Consider the following 25,500-nt stretch of genomic DNA (forward strand, 5'->3'; position numbering starts at 1 on the left):
AAAGCCTTTCGGATGGGTGGATCGACGATGGGTAGCCGTCGAAGTGGGGCGCGCCTTGCCATAGCACAAGCCGGCTGGCAAGCACCGCCCACGATGGCGCATTCTTTCCACACCTCCCCCGAACCGCGCGTGATCCGCGCGCCTGCGCGGCTCTCCGGCCGTATCCGCGTGCCCGGCGACAAGTCGATCAGCCACCGCTCGCTGATGCTGTCGGCGCTGGCGGTCGGCGAGAGCCGGATCGAGGGGCTGCTCGAGGGCGAGGACGTGCTCGCCACCGCCGCGGCGATGCGCGCGATGGGGGCGACGATCACGCGCGGCGACGATGCGGTGTGGCGCGTACACGGCGTCGGTGTCGGCGGACTGCTCCAGCCCGCGCAGGCGCTCGACATGGGCAATTCGGGCACGTCGACGCGGCTGCTGATGGGGCTGGTAGCGAGCCACGCGATCAGCGCCACCTTCGTGGGCGATGCCTCACTGTCGGGGCGACCGATGGGACGCGTGATCACGCCACTCGCGCAGATGGGCGCCGATATCACCGCGGCGCCCGGCGGGCGGCTGCCGCTGACCGTACGCGGCCTCGTCGCCGCGGTGCCGATCGACTATGAGCTGCCGGTCGCCTCGGCACAGGTGAAGTCGGCGGTGCTGCTCGCCGCGCTCAACACGCCGGGCATCACGCGCGTGATCGAGCCGGTGCCGACGCGCGACCACAGCGAGCGCATGCTCGCCGGCTTCGGCGCGCGGCTGACGGTCGAGCAGGGTCCGCGCGGCCGCGTCATCGCACTCGAAGGCGAGGCCGAGCTGCGCCCGCAGTCGATCGTCGTGCCCGGGGACCCCTCGTCCGCGGCCTTCTGGATGGTCGCCGCCTCGGTGGTGCCGGGCAGCGAGGTGGTGATCGAGAATGTCGGGCTCAATCCCACCCGCGCCGGGCTGGTCACCGCGCTGCGCATGATGGGCGCCGACATCGAGGAGCTCGACGCGCGCACTGTCGGCGGCGAGCCCGTCGCCGACCTGCGCGTGCGCCACGCAGCGCTGCGCGGGATCGAGGTGCCCCCCGATCTCGCCCCGTCGATGATCGACGAGTATCCGGCGCTGTTCGTCGCCGCCGCCTTCGCGTCGGGTGCCACCGTCGCGCGCGGCGCCGAGGAGTTGCGCGTCAAGGAGAGCGACCGGATCGCCGCGATGCGCGCCGCGCTCGAGGCCAACGGCGTGACGACCGAGGAACACGAGGACGGCCTCACCGTCCACGGCAGCGGCGGCGAGCCGATCGCCGGGGGCGCTACCGTGGCGACCCAGCTCGACCATCGCATCGCGATGAGCATGACGGTCGCCGCGCTGCACGCGCGGACCGCGATCACGCTCGACGATGCAAGCCCCGTGGCGACGAGCTATCCCGCCTTCTATCAGCAGCTCGCAGAGCTTTCCGGAGAGACGGTTTGATCATCGCGGTGGACGGTCCCGCGGCCTCGGGCAAGGGCACGATCGCGCGCGCGCTGGCGCGCCACTATCACCTTCCCCATCTCGACACCGGGCTGCTGTACCGCGCGGTGGCGCTGACCGCGATCCGGCTCGAGCTGGATCCCGCGATCGAGGCCGACGCGGTCGCCGCCTGCGGCTTCGACGAGACATTGCTCGCCGACCCGGCGCTGCGCGACGACTCGACCGGCCAGATCGCCTCGATCGCCTCGGCGCATCCGCTGGTGCGCGCGGCGCTGCTGCAGCGGCAGAAGAGGTTCGCGCACCAGCCCGGCGGCGCGGTGCTCGACGGGCGCGACATCGGCACGGTGATCGCCCCCGACGCCGAAGCGAAGCTCTTCATCCGCGCCACGCCGACGATCCGAGCGCAGCGCCGCCATGCCGAGCTGCGCGGGCGCGGCGACGACACCAGTTACGATCAGGTGCTCGCCGATATCCGCTCGCGCGACGATCGCGACAGCGCGCGCGCGACGGCCCCGCTGGTGCCCGCGATCGACGCGGCGCAACTCGACACCAGCTTCCTCTCGGTCGAGGCGGCGGTCGCCAAGGCGATCGCGCTGGTGGAGGCGCGGCTGGCGCGGGCCGCCGCGGTCGCACCGCCTGTATGAGAGTCACGCTCCGGCACAGGCGCTTCGTTAGGCATCTACCCGCCCATCCTCGCTATCCCGAGAGACAATCCTGAGCTGGTCGCAGGACCCACCGTGCCGATGACCCGGCAGGTGCGGCGCTCGCGGGACGGTGGATCCTGGAACGAGTTCAGGATGACGGCAGTGTAGGCCGAGGCAGCGCGAGTGCTGAAGCGAGCGGGCGAGAGCGCGCGCCACGCCGCGCCGCGAGGCGGCGTTCGCGCCCCGCGCCTAGGCGATCAGCGTATAGAAGCAGGTGAAGAAGGCCGAGAAGCTCAGCATGAACAGCTTCGCGTCCTCATACGTGCGCGACCGCGACGCAGCGACGAGCCGCGGGGGCGGCGGCAGCGACCGACGGAAAGGGTGGCGGGCACCTTCATTGGTGAGGACGAGTCTGCGATCCATGACTATGCTTTAACGCGATATTTACTTTTGAGGCCATGTTCCCCGTGCCGCGCGGGCTTCCCGCCGCGGGACAGCAGCGACAGGAGACACGAACGATGCCGCTCTATGCCTTCAAGGGACAGCAGCCGACGCTCGCCGCGCGGGCCTGGGTCGCGCCCAGCGCCGACGTGATCGGCGCGGTGCGACTGGGCGAAGACGTCGGGGTGTGGTTCGGCGCGACGATCCGCGGCGACAACACGGAGATCGCGATCGGCCCGCGCAGCAACGTGCAGGAGGGCTGCACGCTCCACTCCGATCCCGGCGTGCCGCTGACGATCGGTGCCGACTGCACGATCGGCCATCGCGCGATCCTGCACGGCTGCACGCTCGGCGAGCGCGTGCTGATCGGCATGGGCGCGATCGTGCTCAACCGCGCCGTGATCGGCGACGACTGCCTCGTCGGCGCGGGCGCGCTGGTGACCGAGGGCAAGGTCTTCCCGCCGCGGAGCCTGATCATCGGCAGCCCCGCGCGCGCGGTGCGCGAGCTCGACGACGCCGCGGTGGCGGCACTGCGCCTCTCCGCGGCGCATTACGTCGAGAACGCGCACACTGCCGCGGCGACGCTGGAGCGGATCGGCGCGCCGTCGATCGATTGACGTGGCGTCAGCCTTGCCAGCGCCGGGGCGCCTCCACATAAGCCCGATCATGTCGATCCCGCCGCTCCTGTCCCGCCTCCGGCTGCCGATCATCGGCTCGCCGATGTTCATTATATCGGGGCCGGAGCTGGTCATCGCGCAGTGCAAGGCGGGGATCGTCGGGTCCTTCCCCGCGCTCAACGCGCGTCCCGAGTCGCTGCTCGACGAGTGGCTTCACCAGGTCACCGAGGAGCTGGCGGCGCATAATCGCGCGCATCCCGACCGGCCGGCGGGGCCGTTCGCGGTCAACCAGATCGTCCATCGCTCGAACGACCGGCTCGAGCGCGACCTAGAAATGTGCGCCAAGTGGCAGGTGCCGATCACGATCACCTCGCTCGGCGCGCGCGAGGACCTCAACCGCGCGGTCCATGCCTGGGGCGGCATCACGCTGCACGACGTGATCGACGACCGCTACGCGCGCAAGGCGATCGAGAAAGGCGCGGACGGGCTGATCGCGGTCGCCGCTGGCGCGGGCGGTCACGCGGGAACGCTCTCGCCCTTCGCGCTGGTGCAGGAGATCCGCGCCTGGTTCGACGGTCCGCTGGCGCTGTCGGGCGCGATCGCGACCGGCGACGCGGTGCTGGCGGCGCAGGCGATGGGCGCGGACCTCGCTTATATCGGCTCGGCCTTCATCGCCACCGAGGAGGCGCGCGCCGACGCGCGCTACAAGCAGGGCATCGTAGCCGGCGCCGCGGCCGACATCGTCTACACCGACCTGTTCACGGGAGTGCACGGCAATTACCTGCGCGGCTCGATCACCGCGGCCGGGCTCGACCCCGACGACCTGCCGAGGGGCGACTATCGCACGATGGACTTCGGGTCGGCCGCGGGTAACGAGGGTGGTGCCAAGGCCAAGGCGTGGCGCGACATCTGGGGCTCGGGCCAGGGTATCGGCGCGGTCGACCGGGTCGAGCCGGTGGCGGAGCGGGTCGAGCGGATCGCGCGCGAATATGACGCGGCGCGGGCGCGGATCGGGGTGTGATCGACGCGAGAAGGTGGCGGAGCCACGCGCCTGCTGTGAAGCGCGGACACCCCCTTCCTCCGTCATTCACGCGACGGCGGGACTCCAGACGCGCAGGTCGTCGATGGAGCCGCATCGTCAACGCGTGTGGATCCCCGCCTCTGCGGGGACGACGTAGGGCCGGGATGAAGCGTCCCGCCCGTTCACAGGCGTCATCGGACGCTTGATCAGGGCTCGCGAACCAATGATGACGCGCCCCGAACGACTTTTTCTCCCCTCGCCGCGCGACAAGCGCGACCGATCCCGCCTACAACCCCATGATGGCAATCGGACTTCAGAATGAAGGCTTCAGCGACGCGCTCGTGATCCTCGGCGCGGCGGGGCTCGTCATCCCGGCGTTCGCTCGCTTCCGCATCAGCCCCGTGATCGGGTTCATCCTCGTCGGCCTGCTCGTCGGCCCCGCCGGGCTCGGCGCGCTCGTGCCGCGCGCGACCTGGCTCTATTATGTCACCATCTCCGACCCCGACGCGATCGAGCCCTTCGCCGAGTTCGGCATCGTGCTGCTGCTCTTCTCGATCGGGCTCGAGCTCTCCTTCCGACGCCTCTGGGCGATGCGCCAGCTCGTCTTCGGCACGGGGTCGATGCAGCTTCTCGGCTCGTCGCTGCTGATCGGGGTGACGCTTCACTATCTGGGCCAGGACTGGAGCGGCTCGGCGGGGCTCGGGCTGGCACTCGCGCTGTCGAGCACCGCGCTGGTGCTGCCACTGGTCGGCACCTCGAGCCCGGTCGGGCGCGGCGCCTTCGCCATCCTGCTGTTCCAGGACCTGGCGCTGGTGCCGATCATCTTCGCGCTCGGCGCGATGGCGCCGACCGCGGGGGCGGCCGGCTGGGTCGGCATCGCGGGCGTGGCGCTGCGCGGCGCGCTCACCGTGGTGGCGATGTATGTCGGGGGCCGGCTGGTGCTGCCGCGGCTGTTCGCGCAGGCGGCGCGCACCAAGAGCCCCGAGCTGTTCCTCGCCGCCTCGCTGCTGGTGGTGATCGTCGCCAGCGTCGCCACCACCGCGGCGGGGCTGTCGCCGATCGTCGGCGCGCTGCTCGCCGGGCTGCTGATCGCGGAGACCGAATACCACAGCGAGGTCGAGGTGATGACCGCGCCGTTCAAGGGGCTCGCCCTGGGCGTGTTCCTGATCACGGTGGGGATGAGCCTCGATCTCAAGCTGATCCTGGCCAATTGGGCATCGCTGCTCGCCGCGGTGGTCGGGGTGGTGGCCGCCAAGTCGGTGGTGACCTATCTGCTGCTCCGCGTCGCCAACGCGCGCCGCGGGATCGCGGCCGAGACGGGCCTGCTGATGGGCAGCCCGTCCGAGACGACGCTGATCGTGCTCGCCACCGCGGCGCAGGCACAACTGATCCTCGGCTCCACCGCGGCCTTCTGGCAGACGGTCACCGCGATCGGGCTGACGATCACGCCGCTCCTCGCCAAGCTGGGCCGCACCGTGTCGCGCCGCATCGAGCGACGCGATCCGCTGCCCGAGGTGGTGTCGGCCGAGCAGGGCACGCGCGCGGTGGTGTTCGGCTTCGGTCGCGTCGGCCAGCTCGTCGCCGACATGCTGGCGCGCCACCAGCAGGCCTATGTCGCGGTCGAGGCCGACATCGACTCAGTCGCGGAGGCGCGCGCCGCCGGTTACCCGGTGGTGTTCGGCGACGTGTCGCGCGCCGAGCTGCTCGACCGGCTCGACCTCGCCAACGCACGCGCGCTGATCCTGACGATGGACGATCCCGTGCTCACCGTCCGCCTCGCGCGCCGGCTGCGCGAGAGCTACCCCGCGCTGCCGATCATCGCGCGCGCGCGCGACACGGTCCACGCCGCCGAGCTGTACAAGGCCGGCGTCACCGACGCGGTGCCCGAGACGCTGGAGAGCTCGCTCCAACTGTCGGAGGCGGTGCTGGTCGACCTCGGAGTCGCCATGGGCCCGGTGATCGCCTCGATCCATGACAAGCGCGACGAGCTGCGTCAGACGATCCGCCGGGTCGCGATGCTCGACCGCGAGCCGCGCATCCGTCGGCTGCGGCGCAGCGACGAGATCGATCCGGCCTGACCCGCGATGACGATCAGCCGCGATTTCGCCGCAGAAACGGGCTAGCGGGCGCGCGATGAGCCCGTCTCCCGCCACCCCTTCCGTCCAGGGCAGCACGCCGTCGCCGCGCGTCGCCTTCTTCAGCGGCAACTACAATTACGTCCGCGACGGTGCCAACCAGGCGCAGAACCTGCTGGTCGGCCACCTGCTCGACCGCGGCGCGGCGGTGCGCGTCTACTCGCCGACCACGCCCACCCCGGCGTTCGAGGCGCGCGGCACCGTGGTCGACGTGCCCGCGATCCCGATGCCGGGCGGCCGCGGCGAGTATAAGCTCGGGCGCGGCCTGCCCGCGCGCCCGCGCCGCGACCTGGAGGCGTTCGCGCCCAATATCGTCCATGTCTCCTCGCCCGAGTTCCTCGGCCATGCCGCGGTGACCTGGGCGCGGCGGCACCGCATCCCGGTGGTGTCGGCGGTGCACACGCGCTTCGAGACCTATTTCGAATATTACGGGCTCGCCGCGGTGCAGCCCGCGATCAAATGGATCCTGCGCCGCTTCTACGACCGCGCCGATCGCGTGCTGGTGCCGACGCCGTCGATGGCGGAGGTGATCCGCGGGCTCGGCGTGACCACGCCGGTCTCGCTCTGGGGGCGCGGCGTCAACCATCGCCGTTTTCACCCGTCCGCGCGCGACCTGGCGTGGCGGCGCGCGCTGGGCATCGCCGACGACGAGCTGGCGATCGGCTTCCTCGGGCGGCTGGTGCTGGAGAAGGGGCTCGGCGTCTTCGCCGACGTGCTCGCGCGGCTCGATGTCATGGGGATCCGGCACCGCGTGCTGATCGTCGGCAAGGGCCCCGCGCGCGACTGGTTCGCCGAGCGCGTGCCCCAGGCCGCCTTCGCCGGCTTCCAGAGCGGCGACGACCTCGGCCGCGCGGTCGCGTCGATGGACCTGCTGTTCAACCCGAGCGTGACCGAGACCTGGGGCCAGGTGACGTCGGAGGCGATGGCCGCGGGCGTGCCGGTGGTGGCCGCGCGCGCGACCGGCGCGGTCGACCTGCTCGATGACGGCGTCACCGGGCTGCTGGTGACGCCGCAGGACGTCGAGGGCTATGCCGCCGCGATCGCGACACTGGCGCGCGATCCGGCACGCCGCCACGCGATGGGCGCGGCCGCGCACGAGCGCGCCAAGAGCTTCCGCTGGGACACCGCCAACGAGGCGGTGCTCGACGTATACCGCGAGCTGCTCGCGAGGCGGTGAGGCGGTCCCGGGTGGTCGACTATCTTCGCGCGACGCCCTCCAAGCTGACTGCGCCCCGGCGAAGGCCGGGGCCCAGCTGGGAAGGCCGGAGTGAGAGCCACCAGCGTCCCCCGACTGGGCCCCGGCCTTTGCCGGGGTACAAGGCCATATCGGTGATAAGAACCGTCAGTGTCCCGTGACTAAGCTGGCTGTCGCCCCCGCCTCACCCCTCGCGCCAGTCGAAAGTGAGCGGCGCCTCGCGGAAGGCGAAACGGTCGAGATGGCTCGACACCACCTCGCGCATCCGCGCCACGTCCTCGCCCTCGGGCACGGTGAGCAGCACGTCGAGCGTCTCGCTGTCGGCGCGCATCGCCAGGCGCGCGCCGCTGGGAAAGTCGATCTCGCCCTCCTCCTCGGAGTATCGCACCGTCATCTTGTGGCTCCAGTGTTTGGCGAGCTGCTGGAGATAGCGGCTGGCCGAGTGCGTCGGCACGCGCGCGACCGAGACGCTCATTTCCGCCGCTCGATCGTCTGCGCCAGCGCGTCGATCAGCGCGGCGACCTGGAACATCTCCTCCTCGTCGGCCGCGCCGTGCAGCCGGTTCTGCACCGCGTGGCGCAGGTTGTGGAGCGCGCGCCGCACCGGGGCGTGGTCGCCACGGGAGCGCTCGGCGCCGAGCCCGGCGAGCCGCTCGAGCAGCGTCGCCACCTCCGCCGCCTTCTCGGCGAGATGGGCACGCCCCCCGTCGGTCGCGGCGAAGCGCTTGCGCGCGCCCTCGCTCGCCTGCTCCTCGATCTGCTCCATCTCGGCCAGCATCGACAGCGCGGGATAGACCACGCCCGGGCTGGGCGCATAGGCGCCGCCGGTGAGGTCCTCGATCGCCTTGATCAGCTCGTAGCCGTGGCGCGGCTCGTCCGCGATCAGCTTGAGCAGCACCAGCCGCAGCTCGGCGCCGTCGAACATCCGCCGACGCCCGCCGCCCCCGCGTGCCGCCTCGTCCCAGCGCGTCGCGAACTCCGCCGCGACCCGCTCCCAGCCGCCGCCGCGACCGCCGCGCGGCCCGCAGCCGCGCCCCATGCCGCCGTGGCGGCCGTGTCCATCCATATGTCCGAACATCATCGACTCCTTTCTACGATGCGCTCAAGATATATCGTTCGCCACTCCCGTCAAGATGTCCTGCGATATATCGTAAGAAGGCGAGATGGCGTTCTTGCCGCATATGCCTACATCGGCGCGATGGCCGACCTGTTCGCCGGGCTCGACCCGGCCGCTCCTCCCGAACCACCCGCGACCGCCGACGCGCCGCTCGCCGACCGGCTGCGCCCGCGCGCGCTCGCCGAGGTCGTCGGGCAGGACCATCTCACCGGTGCCGAGGGCGCGATCGGGCGGATGGTCGCGGCGGGACGGCTCTCGTCGATGATCCTGTGGGGGCCGCCCGGCACCGGCAAGACCACGATCGCGCGGCTGCTCGCCCAGGCAGTGGGGCTGCGCTTCGTCGCGATCTCGGCGGTCTTCTCCGGCGTCGCCGACCTCAAGAAGGCCTTCGCCGAGGCGCGCGACCATGCCCGGCTGGGCAAGCGCACCTTGCTCTTCGTCGACGAGATCCACCGCTTCAACCGCGCGCAGCAGGACGGCTTCCTGCCCTATGTCGAGGACGGCACCGTGACGCTGGTCGGCGCCACCACCGAGAACCCGTCGTTCGAGCTCAACGCCGCGCTGCTCAGCCGCGCGCAGGTGCTGATCCTCCACCGGCTGGACCGCGCCGCGCTCGAGCAACTGATCGCGCGCGCCGAGACCGAGGTCGGCCGCCCCCTCCCGCTCGACGGGGCCGCGCGCGACGCGCTGGTGGCGAGCGCCGACGGCGACGGGCGCTTCCTGCTCAACCAGGTGGAGACGCTCTTCTCGGTCGCCCTGCCCACCCCGCTCGACCCCGCCGGCCTGTCGAGCTTCCTCCAGCGCCGCGTGGCGGTCTACGACAAGGACCGGGAGGGGCATTACAACCTCATCAGCGCGCTGCATAAGGCGATTCGCGGCTCGGACCCGCAGGCCGCGCTCTACTACCTCGCGCGGATGCTCACCGCGGGCGAGGAGCCGCTCTACCTGCTGCGCCGGCTGACCCGCGCTGCTGTCGAGGATATCGGGCTGGCCGACCCGCAGGCGCTGGCGCAATGCCTCGCCGCCAAGGAGGCCTATGACTTTCTCGGGTCACCCGAGGGCGAACTGGCGATCGCGCAGGCCTGCGTCTATCTCGCCACCGCGCCGAAATCGAACGCGGTCTATGCCGCGCAGAAGGCGGCGTGGAAGACGGCGCGCGAGACCGGCTCGCTGATGCCCCCCGCCAACATCCTCAACGCGCCGACCAAGCTGATGAAGCAGATCGGCTATGGCGCGAACTACGAATATGACCACGACAGCGAGGGCGGGTTCTCGGGCGCGAACTACTGGCCCGACGAGCTGCCGCCGCAGCGCTTCTACGCGCCGACCGACCGCGGCTATGAGAAGCGCGTTGCCGAGCGGCTCGCCTGGTGGGATGAGCGGCGGCATGCGCACCGCGACTAAGCTCCTCCCCTTCGCCCTGCTCGCCCTCCCTGCCACGGCGCAGTCGCCGCAGTCGGTGCGCTACGACGACCATCAGCGCTACGCGCGCGCGATCGCGGCGGGGTACAAGGCCTATAACCTGTGCGACGGGCTGTTCACCGCGGGACGCAGCGAGCGCCAGGTCGAGGCGCTGGAGCTGCGCGGCATCTATCCGGAATATGATGCGATCGTGCCAACGCTGGCGGCGCGGGTCGACCGACCCGGGCGGACGGTGAGCGTCGCCTTCGATCCCGCCCAGCCGCCGCGCCACGTCAGCTGGGCGGCGGGCGCTGGCTGCACGCTCGCGCCGATCGCTGCCGAGGCGATCGCGCGCGCACCCGCCGCCGGCCGGTCGCCTGCGCCCGGTCCCGACCCGCGGCGCTGGCCGCTCGGCGACGCCGGCATCGCCCCCCGCCCCGCCCCCGCGCTGGCCGGCGCGGTGGCGCGCGCGTTCGACGGCGCCTACGGGCGCGGCACCGAGACGCTGGGCGTCGTCGTGCTGCGCGACGGCCAGGTCATCGCCGAGCGCTACCGCGACGGCTTCGGCCCCTATGTCCCCAATCGTACCTGGTCGGTGGCGAAGAGCATCACGGGTACGTTGGTCGGGATGAGCGGCATCGACCCGCGGCGCCCCGCGACCGTGCCGGAGTGGCGCCGCGCCGGCGACCCGCGCGCGCGGATCACGCTCGACCAGCTGCTGCGGATGAGCTCGGGGCTGCACAGCGACACCGCCGGCAACCGCACCGACGCGCTCTATTTCGGCGGCACCGCGGTGACCGAGCAGGCCACCGGCTGGCCGCTGTCCTCGCGCCCGGGCACGCATTTCCGCTACGCCAACAACGATATCCTGCTCGCGGTGCGGGCGCTGCGCGCGTCGCTCGGCGAGGCACGCTATCGCGCGCTGCCGGGGCGGCTGCTCGGGCCGCTCGGCATGCGACACACGGTGGTCGAGAGCGACTGGCAGGGCAATTACCTGCTCTCCAGTGCGGTGTGGACCACCGCGCGCGACCTCGCCCGGCTCGGCCAGTTCTGGCTGCAGGACGGCGTGTGGCAGGGGCGGCGCCTGCTGCCCGCCGGCTGGATGCGCTACATGACGACACCGCGCCTGCCCCAGCCCGAGCGCGACGAGGGCTATGGCGCCTCGATCTGGCTGTTCGGCCCGCGTCAGGGGCTGCCCACGGGCAGTTACTCGGCGCAGGGCAATCGCGGTCAATATGTCATGGTGGTGCCGTCCGAGCGACTGGTGGTGGTCCGCCGCGGCGAGGACCCGACCGGCGCGCGCTTCGACGTCGCGCGCTTCACCGCGGACGTGATCGCGGCGCGGTGAGCGCGCCGCCGCCCGGCCGCTTCACCGAGTTCACCGCGATCGACTGGTCGGGCGCGCGCGGGCGCCGCCATCGCGGCATCGCGGTGGCGCGCTGCGGCCCCGGCGGCGACGCGCCCGTGCTCGTCGCGCCCTCGGGTCGCGACTGGTCGCGCGAGGAGGTGCTCGACTGGCTCGTCGCGCGCCGCGACCGCGCCATGCTGGTGGGCTTCGACTTCAGCTTCTCCGCGCCTTTCGTCGCGCGCGGCGCGCATCTGCCCGGCGAGACCGAGACGCGCGACGCGCGCGCGCTGTGGCGCTACGTCGACGCCGCCAGCGCGGACGAGGACCTCGGCGCCGCCTCCTTCCTCGAGGCGCGACGGGGGCGCCATTTCTATCTCGGCGCTGCCGATGGCCCCAAGCGCGACTTCCTCCACTGGCGCGCCTGTGAGATGGCGCATGACGGCAGCACCAAGCCGTCCACCGTCTATGACGCCATCGGGGCGGCCCAGGTCGCCAAGGCGAGCTTCGCCGGCATGCGGCTGCTGCACCACCTCGACGGCCGTGTCGCGATATGGCCGTTCGACGCCGTTCCGCCGGCGGGCGCGTTGGTGGTGGAGATCTACACCGCGATCGCCGCGCGCGCCGCGGGGCTGCGCAAGGGCCGAAGCAAGCTGCGCGACGCGGCCGCGCTCGACGCCGCGCTGGCGGTGCTCGGCAGCGCCGCGCACGCGCCGCTGAAGCGCTACGACGACCATGCCACCGACGCGATCCTCGCCGCCGCCTGGTTGCGCGCGCGGGTCGACGACGTCGCGCTGTGGCGTCCGCGGGCGCTCACCGCGGCGGTGGCGCGGACGGAGGGCTGGACCTTCGGCGTCGACTGAAGCATGAGGGGCGCCGCGCCGGTTTAGCTCAGCTGGTAGAGCAGCGGTTTTGTAAACCGAAGGTCGCGGGTTCGATCCCTGCAACCGGCACCACGCCTCTTTCCCCTCGTATCCGTCGTGACGCTGTTCGGGGTCACAAGTCCGGGAGCTGACCGCGAGTTCGCGGTCCTAGCCGCGCGCGTCCCCACGCCATCGACAGCGATGCTCGAGGCGGTGGTTGGGGGTTCAGTCCGCGACGGCCCGGGGGTACCCGACAATGACGGATCTCGCGTGCCGCCGAGCGGCGCCGCGCGACGGCGTACAAGCTCAGCGACGCCCTCGGCCTCTATCTCTACCTGCTGCCGAGATCGCCGATGATCTCCAAACTGAGCGGGCGCTCGATATTGTCGTCCTCGGCCAGACTGAGCGGCCTGAGCCGCGCGTGTCGATCGAGCCGCAGGCGCGCCAACTGCTGGATCGCCGAGGCGCGACCCCGTCGTCGCCAGCATATCCATCAGCGCCGGCCGTTCCGCCTGGGCGGCGATGGTGAAGAGCGCCGCCACGCGCGGCAGACGACGAGCGAGGCACGGGACAAGGCTGCCCGGCGAGCGCCTGTGGCATGTGGGCAGCGAGGGAGAGCAGCCCGCATCGACGATCGCTTCGACCAAAGTTGTAGGAACATCCGTGGAAGTCAGACTCGCTTAAATGATTTGGGTTACCCGGCCCCATGAACCCAGGACAGGGATCTTGGCGGTTCGGGGGGCATATGCCGCGGTTTCTGATTGAATTGACGAGTCGTCTCGCCCGCAGCCAACGCGGGAACGTGATGATCCTGTCGGCGCTCAGCATCATGCTGCTGCTAGGCATGGGTGGCGGTGCGCTGGATCTCAGCCGGATCTACCTGGTCAAGACCAGGATGCAGCAAGGGTGCGACGCGGGCGTTCTCGCGTTCCGAAAGTCGATGCAGGGCACCAACGTCACGCCGACGACCTACTCGACCGCCCTCGCCTATTTCAACGCGAACTTCTCGCCGGGCCGCTATGGTTCGGAGAACACCCTTTTCCCGGCGCCGACCGTCGACAGCAACGTCGTGGTCCACGGGACGGCGTCGACCTCGGTGCCGATGTCGCTGATGCGGATCTTCGGCTTCCGCCAGATCGCGCTCAGCGCCAAGTGCGACGCGCAGCTCCAGCTGCCGAACACCGACGTCATGTTCGTGCTGGACACGACCGGGTCGATGACCCTGACGAATTCGGGCGACTCCACCAACCGCATCATCGCCCTGCGCAGCGCCGTGCTCAACTTCTACAACACGCTGGAACAGGCGAAGATCGCGGGCACGCAGGTGCGCTATGGCTTCGTGCCCTATTCGAACACCGTCAACGTCGGCATGCTGCTGAAGCGCGACTGGATGGTGGACGACTGGACCTACCAGTCGCGGCAGTTCGACCGTCAGGAGCAGGTGGAAACGGGCAAGCAGGGCGCGACCACCAGCAGTAATACGGGCTGGTTGCCTGCCGCTCCATTGACGACGACGACGAGCTATGGCGACCCGGAGAATTGCCTCGCGCCGGCAAATACTGACAAGTCGACGAACACGCGCAATGATGGCTGGACGCCCGATGCCAATGCCGTGCCGCGCTCGCTCACCAGTTATCGGACCTATGGCGGCGACACTTACTCCGCGACCACCAATAGTAACGGCGAGTGCGTGATCACGAAACGGCACTATGACACTACCGACCAGAAATACACAGAGACGGTCAGCGACAATCCGAACAAGGGGCAGCCGATCTACTCGACCAGGAATTATTTCTGGTACCGGCCAGTCAGCTACTCCGTCGCCGCGTTCAAAGGCACGGCGGCCAGCGGCCTCATGGCCGGGGCCAACAACGTCGCCATGGCCAACGTCAATGCGCCGTCGGGCTCGAATACCACGGGGAGCGACCAGAAGGTCTCCTGGACGGCGTCGAACGCCTGCATCGAGGAGCGCAAGACACTGCGCGCCAACGAGGCGGGTACGGCCTGGGACATGGACGTCGACGCGGTGCCGACCCCCGGGAACCCGGACACGCAATGGCGTCCGGTGCTGCCGGCGCTCGTGTTCGCCAGGCAGGTCTCGAACCTTAACGCAAGTGCACCATCCGGCTGGAACACCGCGGCCGTCAACACGACCAGCGGCTATCCACAGCTCTCCGGCTCCAGCTACATCAACAACCGAGCCGCATGCCCAAGTGCCGCCCGCAAGCTGCAGAGCAAGGAGGCCGGCCTCACGGCGGCAGCCGTGAAGACCTACCTCGATGCACTCGTCACGCGCGGGCAGACCTATCATGACATCGGCTTCCTCTGGGGCCTGCGCCTCATCTCGAAGGAAGGGCTGTTCGCGGGCGAGAACAGCTCGGCGCCCGACGGCAGCTCGATCGCGCGCAACATCATCTTCATGACCGACGGCGACACCGAGACGCGCATCCAGGACTATGACGCCTACGGCCTCTCCGCGCTGGATCGTCGCCGCACCGACACGGGCTCGCTCCCCACCAACGCCCAGCAGGACACGATCGTCGAGGACCGGCTGCAGCGCTACTGCTCGGTCGCGAAGAACCAGAAGGGGATCACCGTGTGGGTCATCGCCTTCGGCACGACCTTGACCCCGCTGCTGCGCGACTGTGCCTCGCAGGGGCGCGCCTTCCAGGCGAACAACAGCCAGCAGCTCAACGAGACCTTCGCCGAGATCGCGTCCAAGATCGCGCAGCTGAGGCTCACGCGATGAGAGCGCCGCTGTCCGTCCGACTCCTGGGTTCGACGCGCGGCTCGGCGATGATCGAGTTCGCCCTGGTCGCGCCGCTGCTGATCCTGCTGCTCCTCGGCGGCCTCGAGATCGGCCACACGATGTACGTGCGATCGGCGCTGACCGGAGCGCTTCAGAAAGCCGCCCGCGACATCAGCCTCGAAGGCGCGAGCGCCGCGGCCCGTCAGGACGCGATCTCCGCCAGCGTCACGGACGCGGTTCACCAGATCATTCCCGGCGCCGATGTGACGCTGGCCTCGAAGAGCTACCACGATTACCGGAACGTGGCTGATCCGGCCGAGGAATATAACGACGCCAATCATGACGGCCGCTGCGACAATGGCGAAGCCTTCGTCGACAGCAACCGCAACGGCAAATGGGATCTCGACGGCTCGGTCTATGGCCGAGGAAACGCCCGCGACGTCGTTCTTCTCATCGCGACGGTCAGCTACAAACGGCTCGGTCTGACCACCTTGCTCGCCGCCACACCGCGGACGCTCCTCACGGCAAAGACGCTGATCCGCAATCAGCCGAACGACCAACAGGCCGATCCGCCGACGGGGACATGCCCATGATGATCGCTGCCATCCTCGCGAACAAGCTGAGGCGCGATGTCCGCGGCATCGCCCTCCTCGAGTTCGCGCTATGCCTGCCGCTGCTGCTCATCGTCACGTTGTGGATGTTCGAGTACGTCAATTACTGCATCGTCGCGCAGCAGGTCAGCCAGCTGGCGCTGCAGGTATCGGACAACGCGGCCCGGATCGGCACGCAGAATTCGATCCAGACGCAGATCGACGAGAAACAGATCAACGACCTCTTCCAAGGAGCGGGCCTACAGAGCGGGGCGTTGGCGCTGGCGCAGAACGGGCGCGTGATGCTGACCAGTCTCGAGGTCGACGCAGACCCGCCACACGGTCAATATCTGCACTGGCAGCGCTGCTATGGCGCCCTGCATTACCAGTCGAGCTACGGCCGCCAGGGCGCCGGAAAGGGCAACAACGACGTCAACGGCATGGGGCCGGGGAACGCGCGTATCGTCGCGGCGCCGGGCAACCCGGCCATGTTCGTCGAGATCGCCTACCGCTACCAGCCCCTGATCTCGGCGCATTTCGCCCCTGCCGACACGATCCACGAGATCGCGGCGATGATGGTGCGCGATAACCGCGACACGTCCGACCCCGGCGTCAATCCCGTGAACGGCGTCCAGGCGTCGATGTGTTGACCTCGAACGGGCAGGCTGATTCGACGCCACCGGTGACGGACGCGTCGTCGCGCGCCGTGCCGCGCTGCCTCCGCCCACCCCCGCCGCCTACCTTGGGCTGGACCGCGAGGCGGCGCGCCTCGCCCCACTGAGAGGGGACGCCGTTCCGGGTCGTCGTCATCCGCCGCGCGCTCGACGATCCGTCCCGGCGCGACAGACGTCGCCTATGATGAGCGCGGCGGTACATTCCTCCGCTCGTCGGGATCGATCGCGGTGCGCACGGCAGAGCGGACGGGTGACGCCGCGGCGCGGCGGTCGCGGTGATCGCCGCCGCGCTGACCCTCCTGCTGCTCGCGGGAGACGACCCGCTGATCTCGATCGATCTGCGCGGCGCGGGTGTCGGCCTCGGTCTCGACCAGCTCGCGCGGCAGACGGAGCGCGCGCTGGCCGGCAGATCCGACGATCTCGGTCGGCCGCGGCGGGGCGCGCTGCGGGGCAGGATGCGGCTCTCGCATGCGCTCGCGCGCTGGTGCGCGCCGGCCCATCTTTCCTGTCGGCTGGTCGAGCGCGGCATCGTCGTCCGCGACCAGCCGGAGCAGCCCGCTGGCGCGGACGGACCGATCGCGCCGGCCATCGTCCTTCCCCCGGACATCATCGTCACGGGACGCGGAAGTGGGATCGCGCGACGTGCTCGCGACGCTGCCGGGCGTCTGGGCGGACCGGTCGGCCGGGACCGCCGCCAACACGATCCGCGTCCGCGGCATCCCGCTCGACGGCTATCAGGCGATCGCGGTGCAGGAAGACGGGCTGCCGGTGCAGCACGACACCCTGCCGTGGACCGACGTCGACCAGTTCGTCCGCCCCGACCTGTCATACGATCGCGTCGATTATGTCCGCGGCGGGCCGGCCGCTATCTTCGCCAGCAACGCGCCGGGCGGGGTCCTCAACCTGCGTACCCGTGCCGCCGCCGCCCGCGCCACCGCCGCGCTGCGCGCCACCGCGGACGATCGCGGCCGCGCGCGGCTCGACGCCTACGCGGGGCGCGCGATCGGCGGCTGGCGCGTGCTGGCCAGCGGCATGGCGGTGCGCGACCCGAGCGTGCGCCGCATCGCCGCGACGCTCGGCGGCTGCCAGGCGCGGATACGAGCGGACCACCTTATCGGCTCGCACGGGCAGTGGATGCTGGGAGTGCGTCGGCTCGACGACGACACGCTCAACATCTCCTCCTCGCCGATGATCGCGACCGTTGGTGGCCGGCTCGCCGCGCTGCCGGGGTTCGATCCGCGCCGCGACAGCTGGTTCGGACCGGACCTGCGCTCGGTGCGCCTCGCCGCGCTCGGCGCGCGGCCCATGGCGCGCAACGACCATAACCGGCTCGCCGCGGCGACGACGATCCTGACGCTGCCGCTCGCCGCCGCCACGCTGACGCTGCGCGCGCGCCACCGCCGTTCGGTGACCGCGCGCTACGCTTTGTCCTCCTCGGGGCCGCCGGTGACCGCGCGCGCCGCGGCCGCTGCCGCGCTGCCGCGCCTCGCACGCGCCTCCGCAAACGTCAGCGACGCGGCGGTTTGCCGGACGAACGGCGGCGGCGACGTCGCGCCCGCCACGCTGGTGGAGACGCTCAACCCGGTAGCGGCGGACACGCGCCTGCGCGAGACGATCGCCGAGGGGGTCTATGACGCCCCCCTCGCGCTGGCCGGCCGCCACGACCTCACCATCGGCCTCTATGCCACGCGCTACCATTGGGACTTCCGCCAAGCGGTGACGCGCGCGCTGGTCGAGGCGCGGGGCCGCGGCGGGCCGCTCGACCTCGTCGCGCTCGACCGCGCCGGGCGCGTGAGGGGCGCACTGACCGACGAAGGCTTTGTCAGCCGCGGCACCACCTTCGAGCAGATCGCGGCCGATCAGCGGATGGGCGCGCTCTACCTCGCCGACGAATGGGCGGTCGCGTCGGGCTGGCGGATCGACTGGGGCATCCGGCGCGAGCGGGCCAGCATCGCGGGGCGCAGCGAGCGGCCGCTCACCGCCGACGCGGGCGACGCGGCGACGCTCGCGGACGACGCGCTTGTCCTTCCCTCGGGCCGGCGCGAACGGCACCGTCTGGGCCGCGGCGGGGTGCCGGCGACCTTGGCACTGCGGTGGCGGGCCGCCGCGCGAGTCGACCTGTTCGCGCGCGCCACCCGCGCGATCCGGCTGCCTGATCCGGGCGTGTTCCGTCTCGCCGGTGACGCCGAGACGCGGACACTCCGCGCCGACCAGGGCGAGCTTGGCATGGTGGCGCGCGCGCGCGGCGTGGCGCTGGACGCGACGGTGTTCGCCAGTCGCTTCCGCCAGATCGCGCTGGAGGATCTGTCGCTAGATCCCACCACCGGCGGGCTTCGCGTCGGCCATCACGACGCCGCGGCGCGCACGCTGGGCGTGGAGCTCGCCGGCCAGCTCGAACTCGCGCGCGACGTCACGCTGCGGACCACCGTCACGGCGCAGGATCCGCGGTTGGTCGACTATCCGCCGGCGACGGCCGTGTCGGGTCGATCGCGCCTGCCTGACCTGAGCGGACGACGGCCACGCCGCGTGCCGCAGGTCATGGCGCAGGCGAGCGCGGCGGCCGCGCTGCCGGCGACCCCGGTCCGTCTCGACGCCGACGTCATGCTGATGGGGCGGCGATACGCCGACGATGCCAATCAGCTGGACGCTCCCCGGCGCCGCCATCGTCGATCTCGGCGCGGCCCGGACGCTGCGCGACGGGGTGACGCTGCGGCTGCGCGCCACCAACCTGTTCGACGCGATCGCGGTGATGCAGGGCGACGCGGTCGGCGGCGAGATCCAGGCCGCGGCGTCGTCGATCGTGGTCGTGCGCGCGCAACAGGGCAGGATCGTCGAGGGCGGGCTCAGCTGGCGCTTCTGAGCGAGGTGCGCCAGCGTGCGAGCTCAGCGCGCGCCGACTCCAGGTCGGCGCGGAAGGCGGGCGCGCCATGTTCCGCCGCCACGATCGCGGCCGCCGCGAGAAAGCCGCCCTCCACCGCGCTGGTCGAGTGCGAGCCGCAGATCCAGCGGCTGTCGCCATAGGCGCGCCCGCGCGCCAGGATCGCGCCGGCGCGGTCGGGTAGCAGTTCCGCCATCACCAGCGCGAAGCTCCAGCCGTGTGCGGCATGGCCCGAGGGATAGTCGCCGTTGCTGACGAGATCGGCCCGGCGCGGCTCGCAGATCGGCGCGGCGCTGCCGACGAAGGGGCGCGGCGATCGCCAATGCGCCTTGGCCGCGCCGATCAGCGCCGACCGATCCGCCCCCAGCCGGTCGAGCAGCCGCCGCGTCGCGGGCAGCGCGGAGAGGTCGAGCCGGCCGCCGAGCGCCGCGGCGAAGCGCTGCGGCAGGTCCGACGACACGTCCTCGCTCGCCGTCCGCCAGCGTGCGCCACCCGCCAGCGCCCGACTCTCGCGGAACACCGCGGCGTCGGCGCGCGCCCGCGGCGATCCGGCGGCAGGCGGCCCCGGCAGGATCACGGTGAGGTCGGGCCGCGCGTCGGCGTCGAGATAGCCCGCCGTCGGGACCTGAGCCGAGGCGGGGACGATCAGCGCCACAACGGTGGCAGCGTATATTATCGTTCGCATGACTACCTCAAGCGAATTCAAGATGATGGCAGGACGATCCGCGACGCATCCGCGGCCCGTTCAACCCCTTCATCATAGCACTTGCGCCCGATACATCTTCTGGGCGCCGGTTCTTCTTCCATCCTGTCGCAAAATCTTCATGAAAATCTTTGTCCCCGCCCCTAGGGGATCGCCCTCCCCCCGCACGACTGTCGACGAAGGGGGACGAACCATGACGATCGCACGCCACAGCTGGCTTGCCACCACCGCGCTCGCGCTTCTCGCGCAACCGGCGGTCGCGCAGCAGGCGCCATCCGAGGGCGGCAGGGCCGACGCGGCCGGGGACATCGTCGTCACCGGCTATCGCTCCAGCCTCGCCACCGCCCGTGACGCCAAGCGCGCCGCGACAATCATCAAGGAGACGATCGCCGCCTCCGACATCGCCGCTTTCCCCGACCTCAACCTCGCCGAGGCGCTGCAACGCCTGCCCGGCGTCGCGATCAACCGCGAGGCCGGCGAGGGCCGCCGCATCAGCCTGCGCGGGCTCGGCCCCGACCTTACCCGAGTCCAGCTCAACGGCATGGAAGTGCTCGGCAACGTCGATTCTCCGCAGGACAGCCGCGGCCAGGCGACACGCGATCGCGCGTTCGACTTCAACCTCTTCGCGGCCGAGCTCTTCGAGCATGTCGATGTCGAGAAGTCCTACCAGGCGCAGCAGTCGGAGGGCGGCATCGCAGGCACCGTCGAGCTCTTCACCGCGCGGCCGTTCGACTACAAGGAGAACAAGGTCGCGCTGTCCGCCCAGGCGGGCACGAACACGCTGACGCGCGATCTCCAGCCGCGGCTGACCGGGTTGGTCTCGCGGCGCTGGGGGGATGTCGGGCTGCTCGTGTCCGGCGCGTACAGCCGCCGCCAGACGCGCGAGCAGGGCCTCGACACCTACCGCTGGCGCCATAACAAGGCGAATGGCAGTGACCTCTCCGCGCTGACCGCGATCGAACAGGCCAAGGTCAACTCGGGCAACCTGCTGTTCGCGCGCGGGAACCGCTTGTCGGTGTGGGACAGCACGCAGGAGCGGCTCGGCCTCACCGCTTCAATGCAGTGGGATCCGGCGACGAGCGCGCATGTGACGCTCGATGCGCTCTACGGCCGCTTCACGGGCGACCGGTTCGAGACCCATCTGGCCTCGCGCGGTGGGGGCAGTTCGACCTGGCTCGGCGGCGGCGAGACCTTCGCCGGCGTCACCTACCCCAACGCGCGCGTCAACGCGCTGCGGTGGAACGCGCGCGACGAGGTGGTCTATCTCGACGTCAGCGGCGGCAAGGCAGCGACCGAGACCCGGCTGCAGACCACCGCGAACGTCTTCACGCAGCTGGTGCTGAGCGGCGACGCGTCGGTCGCGGACGGGCTGACGCTCTGCTGGACCGGCGGCGTCGAGCGCTCGCGCTACGACATGCCGACCAACGACAAGTTCACGCTGGAGGGGTTCGGGGGAGTCATCTCGGACTATCGCGGCGGCCCCTACTCGCTGACCAACACGTACCGGTTCGATCCGGCGGACGCCGGCTTCTGGCATGCCAAGCGCCTCTACGTGAACGAGACCTTCCAGCATACCGGGCTCGACGATGCCAAGGGTCGGCTGGAGTACACGCTCTCGCCCGAGGACACGGTCAGCCTCGGCGGCGAGTGGCGCCGCTTCGCCAACGGCGGGCGCTACGCCGAACAGGACGACATCCTCACCGGCGCCTTCCGCTCGGGCAAGCGGAGCGCCAGGGTCGAGGGTTATGCGACGGTCTACGGCGGCTATCCCGGCCAGCGCTGGTCGATCGTCGACTTTCCCAAGATGCTCGCCCAGCTCGGCATCGATCGTCGCCAGTATCTGACCGTCCCACGCGGCGTCTTCTCGGTCGAGGAGCGCACCGGAGCGGGCTTCGCGCAATATGACTGGAGCCACCTGATCGGTGCGCTGCCGTTCCGCGGCAATCTCGGCCTGCGCTACTATCACACCGACGTCACCTCACGCGGCGAGGCGAACGTCGGCCCGGTGACGGTGCGCGGTCAAGACCAGGGCGTCCTGCCGGCGGCCAATCTGATCCTCGAGCTCGATCGCGGCGCGCTGCTCCGCTTCTCGGCCGCGCGCACCATCAACCGGCCCGCGCTCGGCGCGCTGGCGGTCAACGGCACGGTCAGCGCCGACAACGGCGACATCACCGTCGCGATCGGCAACCCGGGGCTGCGACCGTATCGGTCGAACGGCATCGACCTCTCCGCCGAATATTATTTCGGGCCGTTCGGCTATGTCGCCGCCGCGGCTTTCTACAAGTCGCTCGATGGCTTCCTCTCTACGCAGACCGTCAGCAACGTGCCCTACGGCCGGACCGGCCTGCCCGACACCCTGTACCCCGGCGTGACCGGCACCACCGTGATCAGCAGCTTCTCGCGACCGGTCAATCTCGCCAGCACCAACCTGGCGGGTCTCGAACTCTCGGGGCAGGCCGATCTCAGCTTCCTCCCCGCCCCGCTCGACCGGCTCGGCACCGCGCTCAACCTCGCCTACGTCGCCTCGAGGCTGGATTACGCCCGGATCTATCCCGGCGGCATCACCACGACCCTGGAAGGGCTGAGCAAGTACAACGCCAACGCCACCCTCTATTACCAGGGGGGAGCGTTCGACGCGCGCGTCTCCGCCAACTACCGCAGCGGCTACATCTTCAGCGCGTCGCCGGTGCTGACCCCGCTCGGCCCCGATCAGGACGTGACCGGCTTCGAGGGGACGATCTACCTCGACGCCTCGGCGCATGTCACGCTCACCCGGCACCTCCAGCTGACCGTCAACGGCGTCAACCTGACCGACCAGCGCGAGAAGCAATATTCCAACAGCACCAAGCGGCTGTACGTGGTCACCCGTTCGGGCACGACACTGCTCGCCGGCGTCCGCGTGACGCTGTGAGGCCGAGCGAGCGGCGATGGGTCCCCGCGCGCCGCGGCGCTCGCTCTACCTCGCTGGGATGACCGGCCGCTCCGCCGATCCCGCGCCGCGATGAGCGACGTCGGCACCGTCCTGGCCGCCGCGCAGCCGCGCCTCCTGGCCTACGTCCGGCGGCGCTTGCGCGACCCCGATCAGGCCCGCGACGTGGTGCAGGAAACGGTGGTGCGCGTGATCGAACAGGAAGGCCGGCAGCGGATCGAGCAACCGGTCGCCTATGCCTTCCGCGTGGCCGATTCGGTCATCTACGGTCAGGCGCAGCGCGCGCACACCGTCCACGAGCCGGTCGACGCCGAACTCGCCTGCGACCTGCCGCTGCCGGACGAGCTGCTCGATTACCGCCAGCGCTTCGCCCGGTTCGAACGCGCGCTCGCCGCGCTCCCGCCGCTGCGCCGCGCCGTTTTCGTGAAGCGCCACATCGATGGACTGTCACGCAGCGAGATCGCCGGCGACCTGGGCCTCAGCCTGGAGGCGGTCAAGAAGCATCTGGTGCGGGCGATGGTCGACCTGGCCGGCTGCGTCGACGATGACGGCCGGTCAGCGCGTCGTGCCGGGGGATGGGGCGCGTGACTGACGCGCGTGCGCACCTCCTCGCTGTCGCCGCCGGCTGGGCGGACCGGCTCGGCGAGCTGACCCCGGCCGAGCGCACCGCGCTCGCCGCGTGGCTGGCCGAGAATGCCGCGCATGCCGCCGCGTTCGGCGCGATGCGGCGCCTCCTCGACGACGTCGCCCTCGCCGAAGTGGCCGCGCGGCCACCCGAGCCGCCAGGCGCCTCGCTCCCGCGCGCACCGCGGCCGTGGCGACGCGCGCATACGGTCGCGCGCGCCGCGCCGCGACGGCGGCGCTCGCCATCGCCCTGCCGCTCGGGTGGCGATTCGTCGCCGGGCCGACATCGACGGTCGAGCGCCAGGTCTACAAGAGCGGCGTCGGCGAACGGCGTCGCATCCGCCTGCCCGACGGGTCGATGATGACCCTCGACGCCAACTCGCGCGTGACAGTCGCGCTCGTCGCGGCTGGGCGCGCGCTCGATCTCACGCGCGGCGCGGCGCGTTTCCAGGTACGGCATGACGTCTCGCGCCCGTTCACCGTGGCGACCCCCGATGCCAGCGTGACCGCGCTTGGCACGGATTTCTCGATCGATCGCGCCGCGGAGAGCACGAGCGTGCAGATCTTCGGCGGCCAGGTGCGACTGACGGTGCCGGGCAGGACAGCCGTCGCGCTGGCCGCCGGGGAGCGCGCGACCGTCCGCGCCGGCGGCGTGTCGCTCGGCCGCGGCGACGTGCCGCACGGCGCCGACTGGGAGAGCGACTGGCTCGAGGCCGGGGCGCTGCGGCTCGACGTCGCGCTGGCCCGACTCAGCCGCTATTCGTCGCGACCGATCCGGCTCGGCGATCCTCGCCTGGCTGGTGCATTCGTGGGCGGACGCTTCCGGCTCGACGCACCGGAACGCAGCGCCGCGCAGATCGGCGAGCTGTTCGACCTGACGCCGGTGGCGCGTGACGGAGCATTGTGGCTCGATCCACGCGCCCGGCGCGTGGGCGCGACGACAGTCTCTGCGCCGCCGGATCAGCGGTAGCGCGCGATACGCCAGGGAATGTCATGAAGTTGACCCGCTCCCATCACGCAATCCTAAGAAGAAAACCTGTCCCCACCGGATGATGTCGCCGCTCTTCCTTGCCGAACGCGAACATGATCTCACCGGATGAGGCGGACCATGGCCTAGCTCTTTCGCCCGACCGTGCCACGGCGTCCGGTGCTGCCAGACCGCCGAGCGCACCGGCACGCGCTGACGCTCGCCGCCCCTCTTAGATCGACCCGCCGGAACAGGCGTGTTCGGTGCGACCGTGGCCGCGGCGGCGAGGACACGTCCGTCGATCACCACCGACCGAGCGAGCGGCGGCCTCGGTAGCGGTGTCGACGCCGCGACGGCCCGCGCCGGTGCCCTACGCACCGCCGCCCTCTTCCACCCTGACGAGAAGGACACCATCATGACATTCGCCACCCTGAGAACGGCCTCGCGCGGCGCGATCCTCGCGCTCGCCGGCCTGTCGATGACGGCCCACGCGGCCACGATCGACCACGACAAGGTCGTCGGCTTCCCCGACTCCGCCAAGGGTTATTACAAGACCTTCCAACCCTATCTCAAGGTCTTCACGGGCTGCGTCCCATTCCCCGCGGTTGACTCAGCCGGTAACACCAGCGGCGGGCTGAAGCCGGAGGGCACGGAGAGCGGCAGCTGCAGCAAGAGCAGCGGCCAGGTCTACATCCGTGCCGATCGATACAACCACGACTGCGCGGTGATGTATTCCTGGTACTTCCCCAAGGATCAGAACGCCGACGGTCCGGCCAACAACGGCCACCGCCACGATTGGGAGGACGTCGTCGTGTGGCTGTCGAGCTGCTCGAACGACGCCAAGATCCTGGCCGTCAGCTACTCGGCGCATGGCAAGTATGAGAAAAAGACCGATCCGCATCTCGACGGCGACCACCCGCTGGTGGCCTACCAGCAGGATCCGGCCCCGCTCGATCACTCGGTCACCGACACCTCGACCAAGGGCGGCACCCAGCCCGCGGTGACCTGGAGCGATCTCACCGACGCCGCGCGCAAGGCTCTCAACGACACCGATTTCGGTAAGGCGGACGTGCCGTTCAAGGACGCGAACTTCTCGGCCAATCTCAAGAAGGCCTATTACAAGTGACAGCGCGGGGCCGGCGCGTCCGCGGCGGCCCCCCTCACGGTCGAA

The 25,500-nt window shown here is 70.8% G+C and carries 21 protein-coding genes, 1 tRNA gene and 2 pseudogenes; 19 read left to right on the plus strand and 5 right to left on the minus strand.

Annotation, left to right across the window (positions count from 1 at the left end):
- Window positions 1-93: 93 nt before the first annotated feature.
- Window positions 94-1,437, plus strand: a complete 1,344-nt coding sequence (gene aroA, locus K7957_RS03610; RefSeq protein WP_223010579.1) for a 3-phosphoshikimate 1-carboxyvinyltransferase — start codon at window positions 94-96, stop codon at window positions 1,435-1,437.
- Window positions 1,434-2,081 (plus strand): (d)CMP kinase, encoded by a 648-nt coding sequence (locus K7957_RS03615; protein WP_223010580.1) that lies wholly within the window; start codon window positions 1,434-1,436, stop codon window positions 2,079-2,081. The genes aroA and K7957_RS03615 overlap by 4 nt, the downstream gene beginning before the upstream one ends.
- 249 nt (window positions 2,082-2,330) lie before the next feature.
- Here the strand turns inward: K7957_RS03615 and K7957_RS03620 are convergent, their stop codons facing one another.
- Window positions 2,331-2,504, minus strand: coding sequence for a hypothetical protein (locus K7957_RS03620; RefSeq protein ID WP_223010581.1), 174 nt, complete (start codon window positions 2,502-2,504; stop codon window positions 2,331-2,333).
- 95 nt (window positions 2,505-2,599) lie between these two features.
- Here K7957_RS03620 and K7957_RS03625 point away from each other — a divergent pair, with 95 nt between their 5' ends.
- The 4 genes from K7957_RS03625 (at window position 2,600) to K7957_RS03640 (ending at window position 7,472) form a co-directional block, all read left to right on the plus strand.
- Window positions 2,600-3,139, plus strand: a complete 540-nt coding sequence (locus tag K7957_RS03625; RefSeq protein WP_223010582.1) for a gamma carbonic anhydrase family protein — start codon at window positions 2,600-2,602, stop codon at window positions 3,137-3,139.
- Between the two features lie 49 nt (window positions 3,140-3,188).
- Window positions 3,189-4,160, plus strand: coding sequence for an NAD(P)H-dependent flavin oxidoreductase (locus tag K7957_RS03630; protein ID WP_223010583.1), 972 nt, complete (start codon window positions 3,189-3,191; stop codon window positions 4,158-4,160).
- A 299-nt stretch (window positions 4,161-4,459) separates the two neighbouring features.
- Window positions 4,460-6,238 carry a cation:proton antiporter domain-containing protein gene (locus tag K7957_RS03635; protein WP_223010584.1) on the plus strand — a complete coding sequence of 593 codons (1,779 nt, stop codon included), beginning with the start codon at window positions 4,460-4,462 and terminating at the stop codon, window positions 6,236-6,238.
- Between the two features lie 55 nt (window positions 6,239-6,293).
- On the plus strand, window positions 6,294-7,472 hold the full coding sequence (locus tag K7957_RS03640) for a glycosyltransferase family 4 protein (RefSeq protein ID WP_223010585.1): 1,179 nt from the start codon (window positions 6,294-6,296) through the stop codon (window positions 7,470-7,472).
- Window positions 7,473-7,674: 202 nt separating this feature from the next.
- Here the strand turns inward: K7957_RS03640 and K7957_RS03645 are convergent, their stop codons facing one another.
- Both K7957_RS03645 and K7957_RS03650 read right to left on the minus strand, forming a co-directional pair.
- On the minus strand, window positions 7,675-7,965 hold the full coding sequence (locus K7957_RS03645) for a DUF2218 domain-containing protein (RefSeq protein ID WP_223010586.1): 291 nt from the start codon (window positions 7,963-7,965) through the stop codon (window positions 7,675-7,677).
- Window positions 7,962-8,567, minus strand: coding sequence for a PadR family transcriptional regulator (locus K7957_RS03650; RefSeq protein ID WP_223010587.1), 606 nt, complete (start codon window positions 8,565-8,567; stop codon window positions 7,962-7,964). Before K7957_RS03650 ends, K7957_RS03645 begins: the two co-directional genes overlap by 4 nt.
- A 120-nt stretch (window positions 8,568-8,687) precedes the next feature.
- Between K7957_RS03650 and K7957_RS03655 the strand changes: the two genes are divergently transcribed.
- The 7 genes from K7957_RS03655 to K7957_RS03685 all read left to right on the plus strand — a co-directional run bounded on the left by K7957_RS03655 (window position 8,688) and on the right by K7957_RS03685 (window position 16,204).
- Window positions 8,688-10,010: a replication-associated recombination protein A gene (locus tag K7957_RS03655; RefSeq protein WP_223010588.1), complete on the plus strand. Its 1,323-nt coding sequence runs from the start codon at window positions 8,688-8,690 to the stop codon at window positions 10,008-10,010.
- On the plus strand, window positions 9,994-11,355 hold the full coding sequence (locus K7957_RS03660) for a serine hydrolase domain-containing protein (RefSeq protein WP_223010589.1): 1,362 nt from the start codon (window positions 9,994-9,996) through the stop codon (window positions 11,353-11,355). The genes K7957_RS03655 and K7957_RS03660 overlap by 17 nt, the downstream gene beginning before the upstream one ends.
- Entirely contained in the window at window positions 11,352-12,215 is an 864-nt protein-coding gene (locus K7957_RS03665) for a hypothetical protein (protein WP_223010590.1), read from the plus strand. The genes K7957_RS03660 and K7957_RS03665 overlap by 4 nt, the downstream gene beginning before the upstream one ends.
- 17 nt (window positions 12,216-12,232) lie before the next feature.
- Window positions 12,233-12,308, plus strand: a tRNA-Thr gene (locus K7957_RS03670).
- A 652-nt stretch (window positions 12,309-12,960) separates the two neighbouring features.
- Window positions 12,961-14,964: a pilus assembly protein TadG-related protein gene (locus tag K7957_RS03675; RefSeq protein ID WP_223010591.1), complete on the plus strand. Its 2,004-nt coding sequence runs from the start codon at window positions 12,961-12,963 to the stop codon at window positions 14,962-14,964.
- Between the two features lie 47 nt (window positions 14,965-15,011).
- Window positions 15,012-15,557 carry a TadE/TadG family type IV pilus assembly protein gene (locus K7957_RS03680; RefSeq protein WP_223010592.1) on the plus strand — a complete coding sequence of 182 codons (546 nt, stop codon included), beginning with the start codon at window positions 15,012-15,014 and terminating at the stop codon, window positions 15,555-15,557.
- Window positions 15,554-16,204, plus strand: coding sequence for a TadE/TadG family type IV pilus assembly protein (locus K7957_RS03685; protein ID WP_223010593.1), 651 nt, complete (start codon window positions 15,554-15,556; stop codon window positions 16,202-16,204). The genes K7957_RS03680 and K7957_RS03685 overlap by 4 nt, the downstream gene beginning before the upstream one ends.
- A 203-nt stretch (window positions 16,205-16,407) precedes the next feature.
- Here K7957_RS03685 and K7957_RS03690 read toward each other — a convergent pair whose 3' ends face one another.
- On the minus strand, window positions 16,408-16,698 hold the full coding sequence (locus K7957_RS03690; RefSeq protein WP_223010594.1) for a hypothetical protein: 291 nt from the start codon (window positions 16,696-16,698) through the stop codon (window positions 16,408-16,410).
- On the opposite strand from K7957_RS03690, the pseudogene K7957_RS03695 reads away from it, so the two are divergent.
- Window positions 16,697-18,853 (plus strand): annotated as a pseudogene (locus tag K7957_RS03695) (TonB-dependent receptor domain-containing protein); the annotation flags it as partial. The gene K7957_RS03690 and the pseudogene K7957_RS03695 sit on opposite strands and share 2 nt — an antisense overlap.
- 218 nt (window positions 18,854-19,071) lie before the next feature.
- On the opposite strand, the gene K7957_RS20260 reads toward K7957_RS03695, so the two are convergent.
- Complete coding sequence (locus K7957_RS20260) at window positions 19,072-19,791, minus strand: acid phosphatase (RefSeq protein ID WP_246616626.1); 720 nt, start codon at window positions 19,789-19,791, stop codon at window positions 19,072-19,074.
- A gap of 211 nt (window positions 19,792-20,002) precedes the next feature.
- On the opposite strand from K7957_RS20260, the gene K7957_RS03700 reads away from it, so the two are divergent.
- The 5 genes and pseudogenes from K7957_RS03700 to K7957_RS03715 all read left to right on the plus strand — a co-directional run bounded on the left by K7957_RS03700 (window position 20,003) and on the right by K7957_RS03715 (window position 25,455).
- The gene (locus K7957_RS03700) at window positions 20,003-22,720 is read left to right on the plus strand and encodes a TonB-dependent receptor (protein WP_246616627.1); all 2,718 of its coding nucleotides are present in this window, start codon (window positions 20,003-20,005) and stop codon (window positions 22,718-22,720) included.
- A 90-nt stretch (window positions 22,721-22,810) separates the two neighbouring features.
- Window positions 22,811-23,326, plus strand: coding sequence for an RNA polymerase sigma factor (locus K7957_RS03705; RefSeq protein ID WP_223010597.1), 516 nt, complete (start codon window positions 22,811-22,813; stop codon window positions 23,324-23,326).
- Window positions 23,314-23,460 (plus strand): annotated as a pseudogene (locus tag K7957_RS20740) (DUF4880 domain-containing protein); the annotation flags it as partial. The gene K7957_RS03705 and the pseudogene K7957_RS20740, both read left to right, overlap by 13 nt.
- Window positions 23,461-23,552: 92 nt before the next feature.
- Complete coding sequence (locus tag K7957_RS03710) at window positions 23,553-24,332, plus strand: FecR family protein (RefSeq protein WP_223010598.1); 780 nt, start codon at window positions 23,553-23,555, stop codon at window positions 24,330-24,332.
- A gap of 412 nt (window positions 24,333-24,744) precedes the next feature.
- Window positions 24,745-25,455, plus strand: a complete 711-nt coding sequence (locus K7957_RS03715) for an NPP1 family protein (protein ID WP_223010599.1) — start codon at window positions 24,745-24,747, stop codon at window positions 25,453-25,455.
- Window positions 25,456-25,500 lie beyond the last annotated feature (45 nt).

It is taken from the genome of Sphingomonas yunnanensis, assembly GCF_019898765.1.
Classification (GTDB): Bacteria; Pseudomonadota; Alphaproteobacteria; order Sphingomonadales; family Sphingomonadaceae; genus Sphingomonas; species Sphingomonas yunnanensis.